23 protein-coding genes and 1 other annotated feature are annotated in these 18,764 nt (G+C 44.5%); of the genes, 22 read left to right on the top strand and 1 reads right to left on the bottom strand.

Features of this window, described 5'->3' with window-relative positions; genetic code table 11:
- The first annotated feature begins 4 nt into the window (after nt 1-4).
- From pilM to pheA, 22 genes are all read left to right on the top strand, one after another.
- Complete coding sequence (pilM, locus tag JI667_RS03125; RefSeq protein ID WP_206850353.1) at nt 5-967, top strand: type IV pilus biogenesis protein PilM; 963 nt, start codon at nt 5-7, stop codon at nt 965-967.
- Entirely contained in the window at nt 967-1,590 is a 624-nt protein-coding gene (locus JI667_RS03120) for a pilus assembly protein PilN (RefSeq protein ID WP_206850352.1), read from the top strand. Before pilM ends, JI667_RS03120 begins: the two co-directional genes overlap by 1 nt.
- A complete protein-coding gene (locus JI667_RS03115) occupies nt 1,587-2,366 on the top strand; it encodes a hypothetical protein (protein ID WP_206850350.1) in 780 nt (259 codons plus the stop codon). Before JI667_RS03120 ends, JI667_RS03115 begins: the two co-directional genes overlap by 4 nt.
- A gap of 11 nt (nt 2,367-2,377) precedes the next feature.
- On the top strand, nt 2,378-2,818 hold the full coding sequence (locus tag JI667_RS03110; protein WP_206850348.1) for a type II secretion system protein: 441 nt from the start codon (nt 2,378-2,380) through the stop codon (nt 2,816-2,818).
- A 100-nt stretch (nt 2,819-2,918) separates the two neighbouring features.
- Entirely contained in the window at nt 2,919-3,896 is a 978-nt protein-coding gene (locus tag JI667_RS03105) for a hypothetical protein (RefSeq protein WP_206850346.1), read from the top strand.
- Between the two features lie 167 nt (nt 3,897-4,063).
- Nucleotides 4,064-4,636, top strand: a complete 573-nt coding sequence (locus JI667_RS03100) for a Maf family protein (protein ID WP_206850344.1) — start codon at nt 4,064-4,066, stop codon at nt 4,634-4,636.
- Between the two features lie 29 nt (nt 4,637-4,665).
- The gene (gene radC / locus JI667_RS03095; protein ID WP_280515456.1) at nt 4,666-5,376 is read left to right on the top strand and encodes a RadC family protein; all 711 of its coding nucleotides are present in this window, start codon (nt 4,666-4,668) and stop codon (nt 5,374-5,376) included.
- 257 nt (nt 5,377-5,633) lie between these two features.
- A complete protein-coding gene (locus JI667_RS03090; RefSeq protein WP_060670864.1) occupies nt 5,634-6,641 on the top strand; it encodes a rod shape-determining protein in 1,008 nt (335 codons plus the stop codon).
- 163 nt (nt 6,642-6,804) lie between these two features.
- Nucleotides 6,805-7,683 (top strand): rod shape-determining protein MreC, encoded by an 879-nt coding sequence (gene mreC / locus JI667_RS03085; protein WP_206850342.1) that lies wholly within the window; start codon nt 6,805-6,807, stop codon nt 7,681-7,683.
- Nucleotides 7,680-8,201, top strand: a complete 522-nt coding sequence (mreD, locus tag JI667_RS03080) for a rod shape-determining protein MreD (protein WP_206850341.1) — start codon at nt 7,680-7,682, stop codon at nt 8,199-8,201. The genes mreC and mreD overlap by 4 nt, the downstream gene beginning before the upstream one ends.
- An 83-nt stretch (nt 8,202-8,284) precedes the next feature.
- A complete protein-coding gene (gene minC, locus JI667_RS03075; protein ID WP_206850339.1) occupies nt 8,285-8,965 on the top strand; it encodes a septum site-determining protein MinC in 681 nt (226 codons plus the stop codon).
- Between the two features lies 1 nt (nt 8,966).
- On the top strand, nt 8,967-9,770 hold the full coding sequence (minD, locus tag JI667_RS03070) for a septum site-determining protein MinD (protein ID WP_206850337.1): 804 nt from the start codon (nt 8,967-8,969) through the stop codon (nt 9,768-9,770).
- Between the two features lie 233 nt (nt 9,771-10,003).
- Nucleotides 10,004-10,780 (top strand): peptidoglycan DD-metalloendopeptidase family protein, encoded by a 777-nt coding sequence (locus JI667_RS03065; RefSeq protein WP_206850335.1) that lies wholly within the window; start codon nt 10,004-10,006, stop codon nt 10,778-10,780.
- Nucleotides 10,773-11,639, top strand: coding sequence for a M50 family metallopeptidase (locus JI667_RS03060; RefSeq protein WP_206850334.1), 867 nt, complete (start codon nt 10,773-10,775; stop codon nt 11,637-11,639). Before JI667_RS03065 ends, JI667_RS03060 begins: the two co-directional genes overlap by 8 nt.
- A gap of 105 nt (nt 11,640-11,744) precedes the next feature.
- The gene (locus tag JI667_RS03055) at nt 11,745-13,178 is read left to right on the top strand and encodes an Rne/Rng family ribonuclease (RefSeq protein WP_244668185.1); all 1,434 of its coding nucleotides are present in this window, start codon (nt 11,745-11,747) and stop codon (nt 13,176-13,178) included.
- Between the two features lie 67 nt (nt 13,179-13,245).
- Nucleotides 13,246-13,325: a sequence feature (ribosomal protein L21 leader region), on the top strand.
- 12 nt (nt 13,326-13,337) lie between these two features.
- On the top strand, nt 13,338-13,646 hold the full coding sequence (gene rplU / locus JI667_RS03050; protein WP_034757222.1) for a 50S ribosomal protein L21: 309 nt from the start codon (nt 13,338-13,340) through the stop codon (nt 13,644-13,646).
- Between the two features lie 11 nt (nt 13,647-13,657).
- On the top strand, nt 13,658-13,993 hold the full coding sequence (locus tag JI667_RS03045) for a ribosomal-processing cysteine protease Prp (protein WP_206850329.1): 336 nt from the start codon (nt 13,658-13,660) through the stop codon (nt 13,991-13,993).
- A gap of 12 nt (nt 13,994-14,005) precedes the next feature.
- Nucleotides 14,006-14,296 (top strand): 50S ribosomal protein L27, encoded by a 291-nt coding sequence (gene rpmA, locus JI667_RS03040; protein WP_044339518.1) that lies wholly within the window; start codon nt 14,006-14,008, stop codon nt 14,294-14,296.
- A gap of 256 nt (nt 14,297-14,552) precedes the next feature.
- The gene (locus tag JI667_RS03035; RefSeq protein ID WP_206850326.1) at nt 14,553-15,086 is read left to right on the top strand and encodes a Spo0B C-terminal domain-containing protein; all 534 of its coding nucleotides are present in this window, start codon (nt 14,553-14,555) and stop codon (nt 15,084-15,086) included.
- Between the two features lie 32 nt (nt 15,087-15,118).
- On the top strand, nt 15,119-16,405 hold the full coding sequence (obgE, locus tag JI667_RS03030) for a GTPase ObgE (RefSeq protein WP_206850324.1): 1,287 nt from the start codon (nt 15,119-15,121) through the stop codon (nt 16,403-16,405).
- A 135-nt stretch (nt 16,406-16,540) separates the two neighbouring features.
- The gene (locus JI667_RS03025) at nt 16,541-16,996 is read left to right on the top strand and encodes an ACT domain-containing protein (RefSeq protein WP_044339521.1); all 456 of its coding nucleotides are present in this window, start codon (nt 16,541-16,543) and stop codon (nt 16,994-16,996) included.
- Between the two features lie 296 nt (nt 16,997-17,292).
- The gene (gene pheA, locus JI667_RS03020) at nt 17,293-18,144 is read left to right on the top strand and encodes a prephenate dehydratase (protein ID WP_206850322.1); all 852 of its coding nucleotides are present in this window, start codon (nt 17,293-17,295) and stop codon (nt 18,142-18,144) included.
- Between the two features lie 56 nt (nt 18,145-18,200).
- Here pheA and JI667_RS03015 read toward each other — a convergent pair whose 3' ends face one another.
- Entirely contained in the window at nt 18,201-18,746 is a 546-nt protein-coding gene (locus JI667_RS03015) for a transcription repressor NadR (RefSeq protein ID WP_206850321.1), read from the bottom strand.
- Between the last annotated feature and the right edge of the window lie 18 nt (nt 18,747-18,764).

Below are 18,764 nucleotides of genomic sequence, written 5' to 3'. Positions count from 1 at the left end.
CACGATGTTATCACGTCTTTTCAATAAGAATAAAAATAAAATCAATATCGTCATCAGTGATCAATGGATTCGTTTTGTCGAATTGAAATCGGTGTCTCCTTTACATATCCACCAATTTGGAGAGAAACGGATAGCAGACGGGATGATCTCCGATGGTAAAATCATCGAAAAAGAAGCGTTTCAGGCCTTGCTGGAGGAGTGCGTCCTTGATTGGGGATTAAAAAAGAGGGAAGTCCAGTTCGTCGTTCCGAACACTCAGATGATCATCCGGAAGATGAGTATTTCCTCTGATATAGAAGACGATGAGGTGAAGAGTTACTTGTTCCTTGAAATTGGGACGAGTATCCATCTCCCTTTTGAGAATCCCGTGTTTGATGTTGTGGTCGTCGGAAATAAGGGAGAGAAGAAAGAAATCATCCTTGTGGCGGCACCTGAAGATATTGTCATGGAATATCGGCAGATGCTGATCAGTGCCCATTTAAAGCCTGTCGTGGCTGATATTAGCCCACTTGCCTTTTACCGCTACATCCATTCATTGGATATGACTCAACGAGGAAGCCATGAAATGCTTCTCTACTTCAATCAATCTAATGTCACGGTTTCCATTTTCCATGATCACCAGCCTGTGTTTTTCAGGCCGATCAGTTTAGGTGAGGGTCGCGAGGTACTCGAAGAGAAAGCTGACCACAATGATTTCCAACCGATTCCTTTCGATGACGTTATGAAAGAAATAGACAAAGTCATCAGTTTTTACCGTTATACTCTTACCAATGATGAATCGACAGTCAATAAGGTGTACGTTGCCGGTGACCATCCCCTGGTAGGAGACATCCATACCTTATTGTCAAACCGGTTTGACATGGACATCATCCAAGTACCCTCAGTAGCGCGTGACGCCCACTCCAATGAAGAATTATCGAGTGAATTCCTCCTCGCCATTGGTTTGGGATTAAAAGAGGTGATATAGTGCTCGTCGATATCAATTTATTACCTCAAAGCGAAAAAAGGAGCCGACAGTGGCTGTATGTGGTTACCGGAGTGATACTCCTTGGAATTCTTGGGCTAATCGTTTTATTTATCCTCACCGGCAATATCGGTAAAGATGTAGATGCCCTTACGACGGAGTTACAGGGAACCAAGCAGGTAAGAGCTGAAAAAGAACAAAGCATCTCGGATTTTGAGTCTTCGGATGCCTGGGTGCAGCTGGAAAGTGCCGTGGGCTGGGCAGAAAACTATCCCATCGATACCGTCCCAGTCTTGGATCATCTTGTGGAGCTGCTTCCTGAGCGGGGATTCATGAAAGAATTCACGTACGCAGAGGACGGAAGTATACAAGTTTCCATTCAATTTGATACAAGCAGTGAAGCCGCCTATTATTTAACACATCTGAAGGAATCGAAGTACATCGGGGATGCCAAACTATCATCCATTGCCACTGAAGCCGTTACTGAAGATGAAAATCTGGCAGTCAATACCGAATCTGTATTACCAAGATACATAGGCCAATATGAAGTCATCCTGAATAGAGAAGCCATTAAAAAGATCGAAACAGAAGAAAGTTCCGATGAGCAAGGGGGAGATTCGGAGTGAACATTCAATTCGATAAGAAAGAATGGCTGATGATTAGCATATCCATTGTATTCATGCTATGCCTGATCTTTGGGTGCGTCTGGTTTTTCTATTTGCCGGTCAAAAGTCAAAAAGAAAATCTGCAAACTGAAATCCAAGCAGAATCCAAGCTGATAGAAGTACTGGATTCCAAAATTGCTTCCATCAAACAGGACTCTTTTGAAAACTCGAGTTCCCTGCAACAAAAGGTTCCGGTAAAACCTTTGACACAGCAGCTCCTTATCGACCTTGAAAAGGCCGAAATCGTCTCCGACACTCTGATAACAAGCATTGAATTTTCAGAAGGAGCGGTGGTGGCGCTGCCTGTAACAGGGGGAGCCGAAGCGACTGACAGTGAGACTGCTTCAGAAGTGGACGCAACCCCATCGACAGACGACCCTGAGGTCGTACCTCCACCTGCACAGGTGCTACCTCCCGGTCTGCAAAAATTGACTGCCACCATGTCTGTCGAAGCGAAGAGCTATTTTGAAATAGAAGAGTTCATCAAGAAACTGGAAGAGTTGCATCGTATTGTAGAAGTGGAGCAGATTGCCTTCAGCGGGCCTGCCGAATTACAGCAATACGAAGAAGCTGTCGAAAATATTCAATTAAAAATCGTCGTTTCCGCTTTTTATTTGCCCGGTTTAGTAGAGCTTGAAAAGGAACTGCCAAAGCTTGATGCACCGGTCCCATCAAAGAAGAAGAACCCTTTTCAGCAGTTTCCTGAACAAAAGTCTGATGAACAAGATACCAATTAAAGGTCTGATGAATGATGACTGAAAGTGAAAGAGGATACACACTTGTTGAACTGTTGGCGGTGATCGTCATACTCGGAATCATCGCCGTCATCGCCATGTTGGCGATCAATAATATCATTGAAAAATCCAGACAGCAGGCATTTGTGGCAAACGCACTAACAATGAAAAGCTCTGCTGAATATTATGCAAAAGATGCCATGCTTCATGAACGTCCAATCAACAAGATAACCTATAAAGAATTGGTCGAAGCCAAGCTCATGGAACCGATACTCGATCCCCATTCCAAAGCCGTCATGATACCGAATGATGACTCCTATGTTCTGGCAGATGGTGAGAGTGTGCAATCGATATGCCTCCTTGGTGACCAATATAATCTATGTACAAGTGAGGATGGGGAAAAGGAAGAAATCCCTTTTTCTACTCTATCAATCGGGTCCCTGAAGAAAAACTGAAAAATTTGACGAAAACCTCTTAGGACAAGACGACAAAAGTCTTGTTCTTTTTTTTATGGGATGTGATAGCATGGAAAAAAATAGATGAAGGAGGGTGGCGATGATGGGAAATCGTGAAAAAAATGACAAAAAGATTTCTATTAAAATCAATGGAGAAAAAACGAAGTTCGATGAAGATCTTCTTGTGTACGATTGGAAAATGGGGGAGTCGGAAACGGCTGCGGGTGAAGAGGCGAAGGATGACGGATTTGATTGGATCCTTCCAGATGAAGAAGCCGAGCCTCCACAGGAATATAAAAAAATCAATTACGTGACGGGAAGTAAAAAAAAGAAAAAATCGTTCACTAACCCTTTTAAGGACTCTGTAAACCTGATCATGTCCTTGATTGGGGCGATCGTTGTGGGAGCGGTCCTTGGTTTCGGGACGCTCAAAGTGATCACGACGACAGATGGGCCTGCTGCACCAGCTTCTACGTTTCAGGAAGACACCACGGCAGGGAAAACGGACGGTCAACAGTCTGTTGCAGCTGTCGAATTAAAGGATTTTTCCACTTCCATTTTGCAGGGCGGGGTGTTTTCGACAGAGGAATCCATGAATGCTATGAAAGATAGTTTGACGTCAAAAGGACTTCCTAGTGCAAGTGTGGATAAAGATGGGCAATTCTTTTTATTGCTGGGGGTGTCGGGAGATCTGGAAACGGCCAAAACACTTGGTACTAAATTGAAGGATGACGGAGTGGATGTGTACGCCAAGGATTTTGTTCTGGGATCGAAGGGAATAAACGCCTCTAAAGAAGAGAAAACATTTCTTGAGAAAGGGAATGCCCTCTTTAGCACAATCGCGCAGGCAAGCAGCAGTGGGATGGTCGGAGGAACTCCTGATGATAAAACGCTAAAAACGATTCAAACAGACATTAAGGAATTGGAAGGCATCAAGGTAGGTCAGAAATCCATTGTCTCAATGAAGAAATCCTTAGTGGATGCCGGGAATCTGGCAGCTGCTATGAAGTCACCTGAAGACGCACAAAAAATTCAAGAGGAATTATTATCTTATCTTCAACTTTATGGCGGATTATAATTTCGACCGATTTAGACTATTTTCTAGGAAATAATATAGTGAGAGTGTATTATGGACCTGAACTGTTCAGGTTCATAATACGCTCTCTTTTTACTTGTTTACCGTGGCGGGTTTTGGTAGTATATTCTTGTATCTCCCAATTTTCACTCTGAAAGGATTGGTATGGTTTGTCCAACCTCATACTCGCTTCACAATCTCCCCGTCGAAAAGAACTTCTCGAACAAATTCAACTCTCTTTTTCAGTTATTAGCTCTCATGTGAATGAAAGTTTCTCAGCAGATTTATCCCCCCATGAAGTCGTGATGTATCTTGCACAGAAAAAAGCCAAGGAAGTATCAAAGCAATATCCCACTCATTATGTCATCGGTTCAGACACTGTCGTCACAAAGGATGGGAAGATCCTCGGGAAGCCTGAGTCAAAAGAAGAAGCGAAAGAGATGCTTCGCATGCTTTCCGGAACGGACCATGAGGTTTACACAGGTGTCGCAATCGTACACGGTGAGGTGAAGAAACTCTTTTATGAAAAAACGGATGTTACGTTTTGGGAGTTGACCTCTAAAGAGATCGAAGACTATATTGCATCTGAAGAACCATTCGATAAAGCGGGTTCGTACGGGATCCAGGGAATCGGGGCAAAATTCGTCAAACATATCAAAGGCGATTATTTCTCCGTTGTCGGCCTGCCGATCTCTCGTGTGAACCGTGCACTGCTTGACATGGGCTATCTTCAATCAGACTGACTCCTTTCTCGTAAGAAAAGGAGGAACCAATGGTAAAAACCGTACCCCAACAGGAAGAAAACCGGCTGATGATCCGGGATTTCCCGCAGGATGAGAGGCCCAGGGAAAGAATGATCCAAAGTGGAGCCGCGAGTTTGTCCAATCAGGAGCTGCTCGCTATTTTACTCCGGACGGGAACAAAGTCCGAGTCTGTTCTTCAACTATCCAACCGGCTACTAAATCAATTTGATGGATTGAATCTATTAAAGGATGCCTCACTGGAAGAGATTACGAAAACGAAAGGCATCGGTCTTGCCAAGGCGGTCCAGATCATGGCTGCCGTTGAATTTGGCAGACGCATCAGCAATCTCGCCTTTGATGACAGATATTCGATCCGTTCCCCTGAAGATGGTGCCAATTATGTCATGAATGACATGAGATTTTTGGCCCAGGAGCATTTTGTCTGTTTATACCTCAATACGAAGAATCAAGTTCTCCACAAGCAAACCATCTTTATCGGAAGCCTCAATGCCTCCATCGTACACCCGAGGGAAGTCTTTAAAGAAGCCTTCCGCCGATCCGCTGCCTCCATCATTTGCATTCATAATCATCCATCAGGGGATCCCACCCCGAGCAGGGAAGACATAGAAGTGACAAAAAGATTAGTGGAATGTGGTCGAATCATTGGTATTGACATACTCGATCACCTTATAATAGGGGAGAAGAAGTTTATCAGCTTAAAGGAAAAAGGGTATTTATGACACTATGATTTTTTTCCTGGTTACGATATAATAAAGCTTATGATTTTTACAAACAATATGGTGATTCAATATAACGTGAGCTTACTGAAATAAGAGAGTCATTCTACAAGGGAATGAGTCTTTTCGTTATGCGTGAACGAACAATTATTGTGACGAAAATTACGAAGATAGAGAGAGTGATTGGACAACTCTCCTATGAAAACACATAAAACGATGTAAAAACCAGCCAATTTGTATTAGAAAGGGAGATACCATCCATGTTTGGAACGAAAGATTTAGGGATTGATTTAGGAACTGCTAACACATTGGTATACGTGAAAGGCAAGGGGATTGTTGTTCGCGAACCTTCTGTTGTTGCACTTCAGACAGATAATAAGCAGATTGTTGCCGTGGGAAATGATGCGAAAAATATGATCGGCCGTACGCCGGGGAATGTAGTGGCGCTTCGCCCGATGAAAGATGGAGTCATTGCAGATTACGAAACGACTGCCACGATGATGAAGTACTACATAAAGCAGGCGACCAGGAATAAAGGAGCGTTTTCCCGAAAGCCATATGTCATGATCTGTGTACCTTCAGGCATTACAGGCGTGGAAGAAAGGGCTGTCATCGATGCCACAAGACAAGCCGGGGCGCGAGATGCCTATACGATCGAGGAGCCTTTCGCAGCGGCGATCGGAGCAAACCTTCCAGTTTGGGAACCGACGGGAAGCATGGTTGTGGACATTGGTGGCGGAACGACGGAAGTAGCAATCATCTCTTTAGGCGGAATCGTGACAAGTCAGTCGATCCGGGTTGCCGGGGATGAGATGGATGACGCCATCATCAACTATATCCGCAAGACGTATAACCTGATGATCGGGGACCGTACGGCGGAAACCATTAAGATGGAAGTCGGGTCTGCCGGGGATTCTGAAGGTATTGAAGCGATGGAGATCCGTGGTCGTGACCTTCTGACAGGGTTGCCGAAAACCATTGAAGTAACGGCTGTGGAAATTGCCTCTGCCCTTCATGACACCGTCTACACCATTGTGGATGCTGTGAAGAGCACGCTTGAGAAGACCCCGCCGGAACTTGCAGCGGACATCATGGATAGAGGGATCGTACTGACAGGGGGCGGAGCGCTTCTTCGCAACCTGGACAAGGTGATCAGTGATGAAACGAAGATGCCGGTGCTTATTGCCGAAGAACCACTGGATTGTGTAGCCATCGGGACAGGGAAAGCCCTTGACCACATCCATTTATTCAAAACTCGAGGAAAATAATGATTGATAGCAAGGGGGGACGTCTCCTTAAGGTTGCAGGTGCAGCCTTAAGGCCGGCCCCATCTTTTTTCGAAGAACCATGAATATTTTGACGAATGATATCAAAAATAAACGAATTTTGATATAGTATTTACTAGAATGAGAAAAGGTTGAGGTGTACATCATGCCACAATTCTTCCTGAATAAACGTTTGATCATTCTGCTCGTCAGTGTCATTGTCCTAGTGGGATTAATCGGATTTTCTTTGCGTGACCGGGATAGTATCAGCTGGCCAGAGCAGTTTGTGAAAGATATGGTAGGATTCGGACAGTCGTTGGTTTCAAAACCTGTCAATTATGTAGCCGGAGTTGTTGATAATGTTCAAGATCTTCAAAATACATACACAGAAAATGAAAAATTGAAAACGCGTTTAGATGAGTTAATTAAACTTGAAACAAAGGTGAAGGACCTTAAACAGGATAACGATGAATTACGTGCAGTGCTGGATAAGAAGGAAAACCTTCGCGCTTATAATACGATTCAGGCTACAGTCATTGCAAGGAACCCTGATCAATGGCAGGAGCTCATTACCATTGATAAAGGGGAAGTCAACGGGATTCAATCTGATATGGCCGTGATTTCTTCTGCTGGTCTGATCGGAAAGATTAAAAGTGTTAATGAATTTTCATCTACGGTTGAATTAATCTCGACCAACAACACAAAAAATCGGATTTCTTCAGTGATTCAAAGCAAAGAGCAGGATATAAACGGGTGGATTGAAGGATACGACAGCAAGAAGGAGGAAATCCTGGTAAAGCGGATTTCCAATGATATGAAGGTTGAAAAAGGCTCCAAAGTCATGACCTCCGGCCTCGGGGGCGTGTTCCCTAAAGGATTGGTCATCGGTGAGGTGAAGGAAATCAAACCGGATCAATATGGATTGACGCAAACGGCTTACGTGAAGCCCGCTGCTGATTTCTACCATTTAGAGCACGTCATGGTCATCGATCGTAAAATCCAGGGTGTGACAGAAGATGATGCGGTTGAGGAGGAAGAGCAATGATCAGCAGGCTCCTCCTTCCTTTAATGACCCTGCTTTTCTTCTATAGTGAGAGTTTATTTGTTCATCTTTTTCCCAGTGAAGAGTGGTTTGATCAGAAAATGATCGTCCCCCATTTCCTGATTATCGTGCTGTTCTTTATTTGTGCGTTTTATCAGTACAGGACTGCGCTCCTTTATGGGCTTATCTTTGGCTTCCTATTTGATATTTATTACACTGAAATCAATGGGATTTATCTGGTGTTATTTCCTTTCGTCATCTTTTTATCCCATCAGATGATGAAAGTGTTACATAATAACCTCTTTGTATTAGGGATCATTTCCGTAGTGAATATCTCTGTTTTAGAATTTTTGGTCTATCAGATCAATCGGATTATCAACAGGACAGATCTGACGTTCATGCAATTTGTAGATTGGCGTTTATGGCCTACATTGATATTGAATGTCCTATTTTATATCATTCTTGCCTTCCCGTTCAGAAACTATCTTCTGAAGAAACGGAAAGAGTGGTTGGATGAATAGATTCCATTAGTAATTTTTTCATAAAAAGAGGAAATGACACTGCTTATGTCGAATTTAAAGACGACTGAGGTGAAAATTGCGACATGAATAAGAAGCCCAATGTGATGATAAAAGGAACAAAAGAAGGCCTGACTCTTCATCTCAACGATCAATGCTCATTTCACGAGTTAAAGAAGGAATTGGACGATAAACTGTCTGCCCATTACCGGGAAACAGAAGGAACCCCCCTCTTGACGGTTAATATTCAAACCGGCAATCGTTACTTAGCGGAAGATCAAGTGGAAGAGTTAAAGGAAATCGTAAGACAAAAACGCAATTTAGTAGTAAATGAAGTATGGAGCAATGTCATAACGAAGACTGACGCAGAAAAACTTATAGATGAACGAAATATCGAAACCCTTACAGGGGTCATCCGTTCGGGACAGGTCGTGGAAGTGGCAGGCGACATCCTCATTGTAGGAGATGTCAATCCCGGGGGGAGAGTCCTTGCAGGAGGGAATATTTACATATTAGGTTCATTGAAAGGGATTGCCCATGCCGGCTGCAATGGAAATCAACAGGCGGTCATCGTGGCATCGAAGATGGTTCCATCCCAGCTCCGGATCGCGGATTCCTTGAACCGTTCACCTGACCGGGTGGAGGAAGAGGATGACCGCGAAATGGAATGTGCGTACGTGGATGATAGCGGGCAGATCGTTGTCGATCGATTACAAGTTTTGAAGCATCTTAGACCAAATATTACGAGTTTTAAAGGAGGAAGCTAATGTGGGTGAAGCCATAGTTGTTACTTCAGGTAAAGGTGGAGTAGGAAAGACGACTACTTCTGCCAATGTTGGTACAGCATTAGCTCTACAAGGCAAAAAGGTTTGTTTGATTGATACGGATATCGGCCTCAGAAACCTGGACGTGGTGATGGGACTTGAAAATCGGATCATTTATGACCTGGTGGACGTGGTGGAGGGCAGATGTAAAATCCATCAAGCCCTGGTGAAAGACAAGCGTTTCGAGGACAAACTCTTTCTGCTGCCGGCTGCACAGACGAGCGATAAGTCTGCCGTGAATCCTGAACAGATGAAAAAACTGGTATTGGATTTAAAGCAAGACTATGATTATATCATTATTGATTGCCCTGCAGGCATTGAACAGGGATATAAGAACGCCGTGGCTGGCGCAGATCGTGCAATTGTCGTCACTACCCCGGAAATATCGGCTGTACGCGATGCGGACCGCATCATCGGTTTACTCGAAAAGGAGAATATCGAGCCGCCGAAGCTTGTGATCAACCGTATCCGAAACCATATGATGAAAAATGGTGAAATGCTTGATGTGGACGAGATTACGACTCATCTCTCCATCGATCTTCTTGGGATTGTCGCTGATGACGAAAATGTTATCAGATCTTCCAATAAAGGTGAACCGATCGCCCTTGATCCAACCAGTAAAGCCTCCATTTCTTACCGGAACATTGCGAGACGGATCCTCGGTGAATCCGTTCCTCTTCAATCCCTGGAAGATGAAAGAACCGGTGTCTTTATGAAAATCAAAAAATTATTCGGTGTAAAAGCCTAGAGCTTATCCCGGTTCCGGTAGGACGCATGCTGCGTTTTACCGGGGCTTTTTTTATTTTCCCCATGTATATTATCCTGAGACAAGTCATACATTGTAGCAAAACATGTGAATTGAATCATGGTGTGGATCTTTGCACCCCTAAGCCCATCATCAGGAATAGACCCAGCCGCTCTTGATCAGAGTGAAGAGATCAATGGTTATAAAATAATACCTTATAAAAAGGAATGGTGTACATGGGGAATCGAGCGGATGAAATACGTAAACAAATAGCCAAACGGAAAAAAATGGGGAATGCAGGTTCTTCTGAACATTCATCTTATTTTCTTCCTACGGATGAAGAACGTTATGGTATGGAGCGTCAGACAAGCTTTGAAGGAGGACCATCTCCGGAAGGCATGCACCCCCTTTTTAAGAAAGAAACTTTTATGCTGAAAATTCTTGGGGCGGGGATCATGGTCCTTATCACAGCCATCATGTTTAAAAGCCCTTCACCGGTCTTCTATGAAGCGAAGTCTTACGTCACGAAAACGATGGATACAGAATTCCAATTCGCCGCCATTTCCACCTGGTATGAAGATCAGTTCGGCAAACCCCTTGCTTTATTGCCTGTGAGTAACACGGACAAGGAGTCTGCCTCTACGAAAAGCGCTGAGTACGCCCGTCCTGCGTCAGGGAAAGTCGTAGAGAATTTTAAGACAAATGGGCAGGGCATCATGCTTCAAACCGTCCTCGGTGAAGATGTGACGGCCATGAAGGGAGGTTTGATCATTTTTGCAGGAAAGAAGGATGAACTTGGAAATACGGTGGTCATTCAGCATGCAGATCGATCAGAATCCTGGTATGGAAATCTGGAATCGGTCGACGTGAAGCAGTATGAAAAAATTGAAAAGGGCTCGCTTGTAGGGAAAGTTTCCTCAAGCAGTCAGAATGATGCAACGGGAGAGTTTTATTTTGCCATTAAAATGGGTGATGAGTTCATCGACCCGATACAGGTGATGTCATTTGACTAAGATCATTTCACTATTGAAAAAGTTTTACGTGCACCCATTGCTGTGGCTTGTGATCGGGATTGCCATCTTAACGGCCCACTTTTTTGAACTGATCCTCCTGCTCGTCATTATCACCGTCCATGAATTGGGACACGGATTGATGGCGCAATCCTTTTCCTGGAGAGTAAAAAAGATCGCCCTGTTGCCTTTTGGCGGAGTGGCGGAGATGGATGAGCATGGAAACCGTTCATTAAAGGAAGAGTTCTGGGTGGTGGCGGCAGGGCCCCTTCAGCACATTTGGCTCATTGCCCTGGGATATGGTCTCCTTTCGATTGGGGTCATCAGCCAGGATTCATTTACTCTATTCTTTCAATTGAATATGATGGTGTTATTGTTTAATCTCCTTCCCATTTGGCCTTTGGATGGCGGGAAGATGGTCTCCCTGCTGCTTGCCAAGAAGTTTAATTATTTGAGGGCGTATGAATACACGCTCCTCTTTTCGTTTGGTTTATTGCTTCTTTTCCACTTGATTGTTCTGGTAACCGCTCCCCTACATCTGAATTTGTGGATTGTCCTTTCATTCCTGTACTTTTCCCTTTGGGTGGACTGGAAACAGAGGCGGTATGCGTTCATGAAGTTTTTGCTGGAGCGTTATTACGGCAAAAGCCATCAATTTGTTCAATTACGGCCACTGCCGATTGAAGGTGACGATTCCATCATTACGGTGGTGGAACGGTTTCAACGCGGGGTCAAGCATCCTCTGGTTGTATTTGAAAAAGGAATCGAAGTGGGGAAGCTTGATGAAAATGAACTTCTCCACGCTTTCTTCGCTGAAAAGATGACTTCTGCGAAAACGAAGGATCTCCTTTACCTTTATTGACGAACACTATATAGTATGGGCATACTGGAAAAAAGGGTTGGATCCAACCCTTTTTTCTGTTGTTCAGGCATCCATTATAGAAATGAGGGTACCGATGTGGAAGAAATGATTGTACATAGTAAAAGCAGGGAAAAACGGTGGGTACATCGACTACATAATGAAATAATCGGTTTATATACATATCCGCCAGGGGAAGAAAGTGTAACGGGCAATATTTATCTGGCGAAAGTCGACAAGGTCCAGAAGGGGCTTGGAGCGGCGTTTGTCGATTTTGGACAGGGCAGGAATGGGTATCTTCATGAAAAGGATCTCCCGCAAAATGTGGAAGCGTACCAAGGGGGGACTGACCCGATTCCTATCAGTAAATGTGTCCATGAAGGGCAAAGAATCATCGTTCAGGTCACAAAGGATGAGATGGGGACAAAAGGTGCCAGGTTGACGGCGGTCATCGAGATGAAAGGCGAACATATGGTATATATGCCAAAGGGCCACTATGTCGCCGTATCAAAGAAAGTCGATGATGAGAATCGGAGGGTTTTAAGACGATTAGGAAATGCATGGAAATCTCCGGAAGAAGGCATCGTGATGCGTACCAACGCGGTTGGTGTAAAGGAAACGGTATTACAGGAAGAACTGTTTCACTTGCGATCCCACTATGAACGACTGGAGAAAGTTTCACTGAGGGAAAAGTGTCCGTCCCTCTTATCCAGGCAGGATACCTTCTACGAAGATCTCCATGAACATTTGAAAAAGGGAGAGGGAGGCAAGATCGTCTTTGATGATTATGACACCATGCTTCAAGTAGAGGAAATGAGCGGGAAAGAGATCCGGGAAAAGTGGGGTTTCGAACTTTATCAAGGTCAAGAAAATATTTTTAAGTATTACAATGTCCATTCTGCATGGGACACCGCATTGAAGAAAATCGCGTGGCTAGAAAACGGAGGATTTCTTGTCATAGAATCGACGGAAGCGATGACGGTAGTGGATGTCAATTCAGGGAAATTCACGGGAAAAGACAATTTAGAAGACACGATCCTGTATACGAATAAACTAGCTGCAAAGGAAATGGCAAAACAGCTGACGATCCGTAATTTGAGTGGAATGATTCTGATTGATTTCATTGATATGAAGAAGGAGAGCCATCGCATGGAGGTGATGGACTCACTTTCAGAAGCACTGGTCTCAGATCGACAGCGCACGACCATCGTCGGGTTCACTAAACTTGGGATCCTCGAATTGACCAGGAAGAGAACACGTCTGCCCCTCTCTGCTTCCCTGACCCGCCCCTGCACGGTATGCCATGGTACTGGGAGGGTAATGGGCCCTGAGTCCTTGGCCTTCCAGCTTGAACGGGAGTTGTGGGAATCGGATAAGGACGCTGCGCAAATTGAAGTGGAAGCGACCCGGGAAGTGGCAGATGTGTTTTCAGGGAAACAGGACATCCATCTGCATCGATTACAAAAAGCACTGAATAAAAAAATCGTCATTAAGAAGATTACTCACAATCATCCTTATTATCATATTACGAAAATCATATGAAATTCATGAATGTTATTGACAGTGTGTCGATTTATATGATAGGATTCTAATGTTATTGATTGTAGCACCCGTGCTACAACCGCTCATTACAGGTACTAAAAGTGTGGAGCAATCCAACACCTGTCATTGGCGAGTCTGAGTTTATAAGGAGGTGCGATTATGTACGCAATTATCGAAACAGGTGGTAAGCAAATCCGTGTGGAAGCTGGTCAAGCAATCTACATCGAAAAGCTAAACGCTGAACAAGGCGATACGGTAACTTTTGACAAAGTTCTATTCGTTGGTGGTGACGATGTGAAAGTAGGAAGTCCTTTAGTGGATGGAGCTACTGTAACAGCGAAAGTTGAAAAACAAGGCCGCGCGAAAAAGCTTGTAGTATTCAAATACAAAGCGAAAAAGAACTACCGTCGTAAGCAAGGTCACCGTCAACCTTACACTAAAGTTGTCATTGACGAAATCAACGCGTAAGGCGTGAGATCATGATTAACGTTTACGTAGAGCGTTCACCCGGGAAAAGGATTCGTTCTTTCTCCATGGATGGACATGCTGATTTTGCCGAAAATGGGCAAGACATTGTTTGTGCAGGTGCTTCTGCTGTTTCATTCGGCAGTATTAATGCCATCATGGCGTTAACGGGTGTGGAACCGGCCATCGAGCAATCCGCTGATGGTGGATATCTTCGCTGCGTCATCCCTGATGACCTTCCGGAAGAAACGGGGAACAAGATTCAGCTGCTGCTTGACGGCATGCTTATCAGCCTCCAAACGATTGAAAGAGACTATAGTGATTTTATTAAAATAACCTTCAAAAAGTAGGAGGTGGAACAGATGTTAAGATTAGACCTTCAGTTTTTTGCATCCAAAAAAGGAGTAGGTTCGACTAAGAATGGTCGTGACTCTATCTCAAAGCGTCTTGGTGCTAAGCGTGCAGACGGTCAAATGGTTACTGGTGGATCAATTCTTTACCGTCAACGCGGTACGAAAATTTATCCAGGCCTAAACGTCGGCCGTGGCGGCGACGATACACTTTTCGCTAAAACCGACGGTGTTGTTCGTTTCGAACGCATGGGTCGTGACAAGAAAAAAGTGAGCGTATACCCAGTTGCGAATGAAGCTTAATCGCATATCTTTAACGAAAACTCTAACCGACTTTCGGTTAGAGTTTTATTTTTATCATATGTATCGGTGATTAAGGGTAAACATGTACGGGAAAGATCGGTTCCGATTAAAAATAGAAACGATGATGAATGGGCTTGATTGGATATTATCGACTAACCAATCCACTTCACCTTCACCAATTTCACAGAAACAATATACGCACCACTCCCATCTTTGATATACTTACTGGTAGCACTTAAAGTATAGGAGTTAGATTATGAGCGAAAAATGGGGCGTAGTCGAGGCGTTAAGGCATGCCCGCCACGACTGGATGAATGACTTGCAATTAATTAAAGGAAATCTGGATCTTGATCGTGTGGAGCGGGCGAAACAGGTGATCGAGGAAATGGTCCTTGTTGCACAAAATGAGTCGAAGCTATCGAATTTAAAGCTTCCACGGTTGGCAGAATGGATATTAACCTATAATTGGTCAAGACATTTGATTAAGCTGGATTTTGAAGTCCTTCAAATCGAGTCGGCACATGGACTTGACGACAGAAGACTTTACAACTGGTGCAAGGAGTTCCTGGCATTCCTTGAATCAAATGTAATGAACAATGTAGAAAATCAATTATCCATCTTACTGGACATTACAAAAGAACATTCCCGTTTTATATTTGATTTCACAGGTATACTAAAGAGTACAAGCGTGGTAAATGACTGGATTAAGAATCAACAATCAAACGGAGAAAATATAGAAATAGAACAGCTTCAAGAAGAGGTTCTTGTTATTCATGTAGTCCCGCGATGAGGAGACTGCACGGATAAGTTAGGAGTGAAAGTATGTTTATAGATCAGGTCAAGGTTTATACAAAGGGCGGTGACGGCGGAAACGGTATGGTTGCCTTCCGTCGTGAGAAATATGTACCTAAAGGTGGTCCCGCAGGAGGGGATGGCGGTCATGGTGCAGACGTCATTTTCGAAGTGGATGAAGGCTTAAGGACGTTAATGGATTTCCGTTATCAACGTCATTTCAAAGCCCCGCGTGGTGAGCATGGGATGAGTAAGAATCAGCATGGGCGCAATGCCGAGGATATGGTTGTCAAGGTTCCACCGGGTACAGTCGTGAAGGATGACGATACAGGTGAAACGATTGCTGACCTTGTACAGCATGGTCAACGTGCCGTCATAACGAAAGGTGGCCGAGGTGGAAGAGGGAATTCCCGTTTCGCGACTCCGGCCAATCCAGCTCCTGAGCTTTCAGAGAAGGGTGAGCCGGGTCAAGAGCGCTATATCGTGATGGAATTAAAACTTCTTGCTGATGTTGGATTGGTCGGATTCCCAAGCGTCGGGAAATCCACACTGCTTTCTGTTGTTTCAGCAGCGAAGCCTAAGATTGCTTCGTACCATTTCACAACGATCGTACCGAATTTAGGGATGGTTGAAACGGGAGATGGAAGAAGCTTTGTTATGGCCGATCTGCCCGGATTGATACAAGGTGCCCATGAAGGCGTCGGGCTCGGTCATCAGTTCCTTCGTCATATTGAACGTACGCGCGTCATCGTACATGTCATTGATATGAGCGGAATGGAAGGAAGAGATCCATACGAGGATTATCTGACGATCAATGAAGAGCTTAAGCAGTACAATCTTCGGTTAACGGAGAGACCGCAGATCATCGTTGCGAATAAGATGGACATGCCGGATGCAGAAGAGAATCTTGAAATCTTCAAAGAGAAGATGCAGGAAGATTACCCTGTATTCCCTATCTCAGCGGTCACAAGACAGGGTCTTTCTGAGCTGTTGTATGCCGTTGCGGATAAAGTGGAAACCACTTCTGAATTCCCGATCCATGAAGAAGAAGAGACAGGGATCCACCGGGTTCTTTACAAGCATGAAGAGGAAGAAAAAGAATTCGAGATCACCCGTGATCCTGATGGTACATTCGTGGTCGGAGGTGCGAAAATTGAACGCTTATTCAAAATGACGGACTTCTCCCGTGAAGACTCGGCAAGACGTTTCGCCAGACAGCTTCGTTCTTATGGTGTAGATGATGCCCTTCGTGAACGTGGTGCCAAAAATGGCGATACGATCCGATTAATAAAATATGAGTTCGAATTTGTAGATTAAGTTCATCCTTCACCTATTTCAGACAGAGAGCAGGTGGCGGCTGCCGCTACCTGCTCAACAATAGAAAGCGCAAGCGGTTTTTAAAGGGGCATGCTGCCTCTGACCTCTACAGCTAGATAATTGGAGGAATAGTCATTGGGGAAAAAATTTCAAGAAGGCAAGTTTTACTTGGTACGTGAAGACGTGCTTCCGGAAGCGATGAAGAAAACCCTGGATGCAAAAGAATTGATCGAAAGGGGCAAGGCGGATTCAGTATGGGAAGCGGTCCACCGGGTCGATTTGAGCCGAAGCGCCTTTTACAAGTACCGGGATACCGTATTTCCTTTTCACACGGTCGTAAAGGAACGGATCATCACACTGTTCTTTCATTTGGAGGACCGGTCAGGGACACTTTCTCATTTATTAAGTGAAACAGCCAAGCATGGTTGTAATATACTAACGATCCATCAGACGATCCCGTTGCAGGGGAGAGCCAATGTGACTCTCTCATTGAACGTGACAGACCTTACGATCGGATTGGAAGACTTACTCTCAAAGCTAAGAAGATTAGAATTTGTGGAGAAGGTGGAAGTGTTGGGTTCCGGAGCCTGACGCTTCTTTTTTTATAGGCTGTTTTCTAAAGACTGCTGCTATTTATATACAGACGAAGATGTGCGAACGCTCTGTCATGTAGGGTGTGGTGCAGGAGGGTGAAGGGAACAGTCCCGCTTACCACGGACGTTCGGCAGAGCCTCCTCAGCAAAACAGCCGAGGAGCTCACCTCCACTCGCTACATCCAAAAGCAACAATGTTTACAAAAACAGCCTGTTTGTAAGAAATCCTTCCCCTTTCCACCTATCCGTGTTAGAATGTTCAATAAATTTCAAATGAGCGAGAGGAAGATCAGAATGAAAATTGCATACTTGGGACCACAAGCTTCCTTTACAGACTTAGCGGTCAAGAAAGCCTTTCCGGAAGAAGAAACCGTTTCTTATGTGACGATACCCGATTGCATTGAAGCGGTGATCGAGGGTGAAGTGGAATATGCCGTCGTACCTTTAGAGAATGCTTTGGAAGGATCGGTACATATAACCGTGGATTATTTGTTCCACGAGGCGGATCTGGCGATTGTAGCAGAACTGACGTCCGCGATTCAGCAACATTTGATGATACACCCGGCATGGAGTAACAGTGAAGATTCAATCGATAAAGTCCTCTCCCATTCCCATGCGCTTGCACAGTGCCATAAATTTTTACATAAACATTTCCGCGGGGTTCCCCTGGAACAGACGACAAGTACGGCTGCGGCGGCCAAATTTGTGAGCGAGAATCCAAACTCTTTCCTCGGTGCCATCGGAAATGAGCTGGCAGCAGAGAAATATGGATTAAACATCCTGCACGAAAGCATCCATGATCTTGCCTATAACCATACCAGGTTCATCGTATTACATAAAATGGCTGAACCTTTGTCTATTCCCCACGAGAAGAGCATAGAGAAGACGACTTTGATGGTGACACTTCCCAAAGACCGGTCAGGGGCGCTCCATCAGGTATTATCCACCTTTGCCTGGAGGCAGTTGAACTTGAGTAAAATTGAATCAAGACCGCTGAAAACAGGATTGGGGGACTATTTCTTCTTAATTGATGTGGCTCATGAAATGGATGATGTCCTACTTCCCGGAGCGATCAGTGAAATGGAGGCTCTCGGCTGCAAGGTGAAAATGATCGGTACATATTCTTCTTATTTGCTGGATAATTGAAAGAAAAGGCAGAATCCTAATGGACCCTGCCTTTTCTTGTTATCCCCTCAACGATGTCAATGTTCACTCTGAATCAAAAACCCAGCTTCCTCAAGTGCTTGTTCTGCTTTATCAAGGGTCTGTTCCGTTTGGGCCATTAATGTGTGTAAATGAACCCCATCGGTCAGTTCGGATAGAAAGGATGCACCTGTGTCTTCAATCTTCTTCATGAATTGTTCGACTTCCATACGGTTGGATACCATAATGGAAGCGGTCAGGTCTCCGTATACCCCGTGTTCGATTCTGACATCTTTGACGGTGACCCCGTGATCGACAAGTAAGAAGAGTTCCTCTTCCGATCGGTCTGGTGAATGCTTGCAGGCAACGGTCCTTTCTATCAAGGAATTCTTATTTGAAGCAGGCATATACAAATAGCCCTGACTGGTGGCTATAATGGGTTCACCTTTAGCCTTCAGCAGTGTAATGTCACTTACGATCACCTGTCGGCTGACATTGGTTTCCTTGGCGAGATCACCACCCGTGATCGGTGCCTGCTCCGTGATAAGCTTATCGAGGATCACCTGTCTTCTTTCTTCCCCGAGAATTTTTTTTCCTGCCAACATTATCTCCTCCGTCCAATT

This window comes from Bacillus sp. NTK074B (assembly GCF_017303375.1).
Classification (GTDB): Bacteria; Bacillota; Bacilli; order Bacillales; family Bacillaceae_B; genus Rossellomorea.
This window is presented reverse-complemented; position numbering and strand designations above follow the sequence as displayed.

Coding starts and splice junctions, on each gene's coding strand:
- pilM (WP_206850353.1), top strand. CDS start 5: ATGTTATCACGTCTTTTCAATAAGAATAAAAATAAAATCAATATCGTC.
- JI667_RS03110 (WP_206850348.1), top strand. CDS start 2,378: ATGATGACTGAAAGTGAAAGAGGATACACACTTGTTGAACTGTTGGCG.
- JI667_RS03105 (WP_206850346.1), top strand. CDS start 2,919: ATGATGGGAAATCGTGAAAAAAATGACAAAAAGATTTCTATTAAAATC.
- radC (WP_280515456.1), top strand. CDS start 4,666: ATGGTAAAAACCGTACCCCAACAGGAAGAAAACCGGCTGATGATCCGG.
- JI667_RS03090 (WP_060670864.1), top strand. CDS start 5,634: ATGTTTGGAACGAAAGATTTAGGGATTGATTTAGGAACTGCTAACACA.
- mreC (WP_206850342.1), top strand. CDS start 6,805: ATGCCACAATTCTTCCTGAATAAACGTTTGATCATTCTGCTCGTCAGT.
- mreD (WP_206850341.1), top strand. CDS start 7,680: ATGATCAGCAGGCTCCTCCTTCCTTTAATGACCCTGCTTTTCTTCTAT.
- minC (WP_206850339.1), top strand. CDS start 8,285: ATGAATAAGAAGCCCAATGTGATGATAAAAGGAACAAAAGAAGGCCTG.
- JI667_RS03065 (WP_206850335.1), top strand. CDS start 10,004: ATGGGGAATCGAGCGGATGAAATACGTAAACAAATAGCCAAACGGAAA.
- JI667_RS03055 (WP_244668185.1), top strand. CDS start 11,745: ATGATTGTACATAGTAAAAGCAGGGAAAAACGGTGGGTACATCGACTA.
- rplU (WP_034757222.1), top strand. CDS start 13,338: ATGTACGCAATTATCGAAACAGGTGGTAAGCAAATCCGTGTGGAAGCT.
- JI667_RS03045 (WP_206850329.1), top strand. CDS start 13,658: ATGATTAACGTTTACGTAGAGCGTTCACCCGGGAAAAGGATTCGTTCT.
- rpmA (WP_044339518.1), top strand. CDS start 14,006: ATGTTAAGATTAGACCTTCAGTTTTTTGCATCCAAAAAAGGAGTAGGT.
- JI667_RS03035 (WP_206850326.1), top strand. CDS start 14,553: ATGAGCGAAAAATGGGGCGTAGTCGAGGCGTTAAGGCATGCCCGCCAC.
- obgE (WP_206850324.1), top strand. CDS start 15,119: ATGTTTATAGATCAGGTCAAGGTTTATACAAAGGGCGGTGACGGCGGA.
- pheA (WP_206850322.1), top strand. CDS start 17,293: ATGAAAATTGCATACTTGGGACCACAAGCTTCCTTTACAGACTTAGCG.
- JI667_RS03015 (WP_206850321.1), bottom strand. CDS start 18,746: ATGTTGGCAGGAAAAAAAATTCTCGGGGAAGAAAGAAGACAGGTGATC.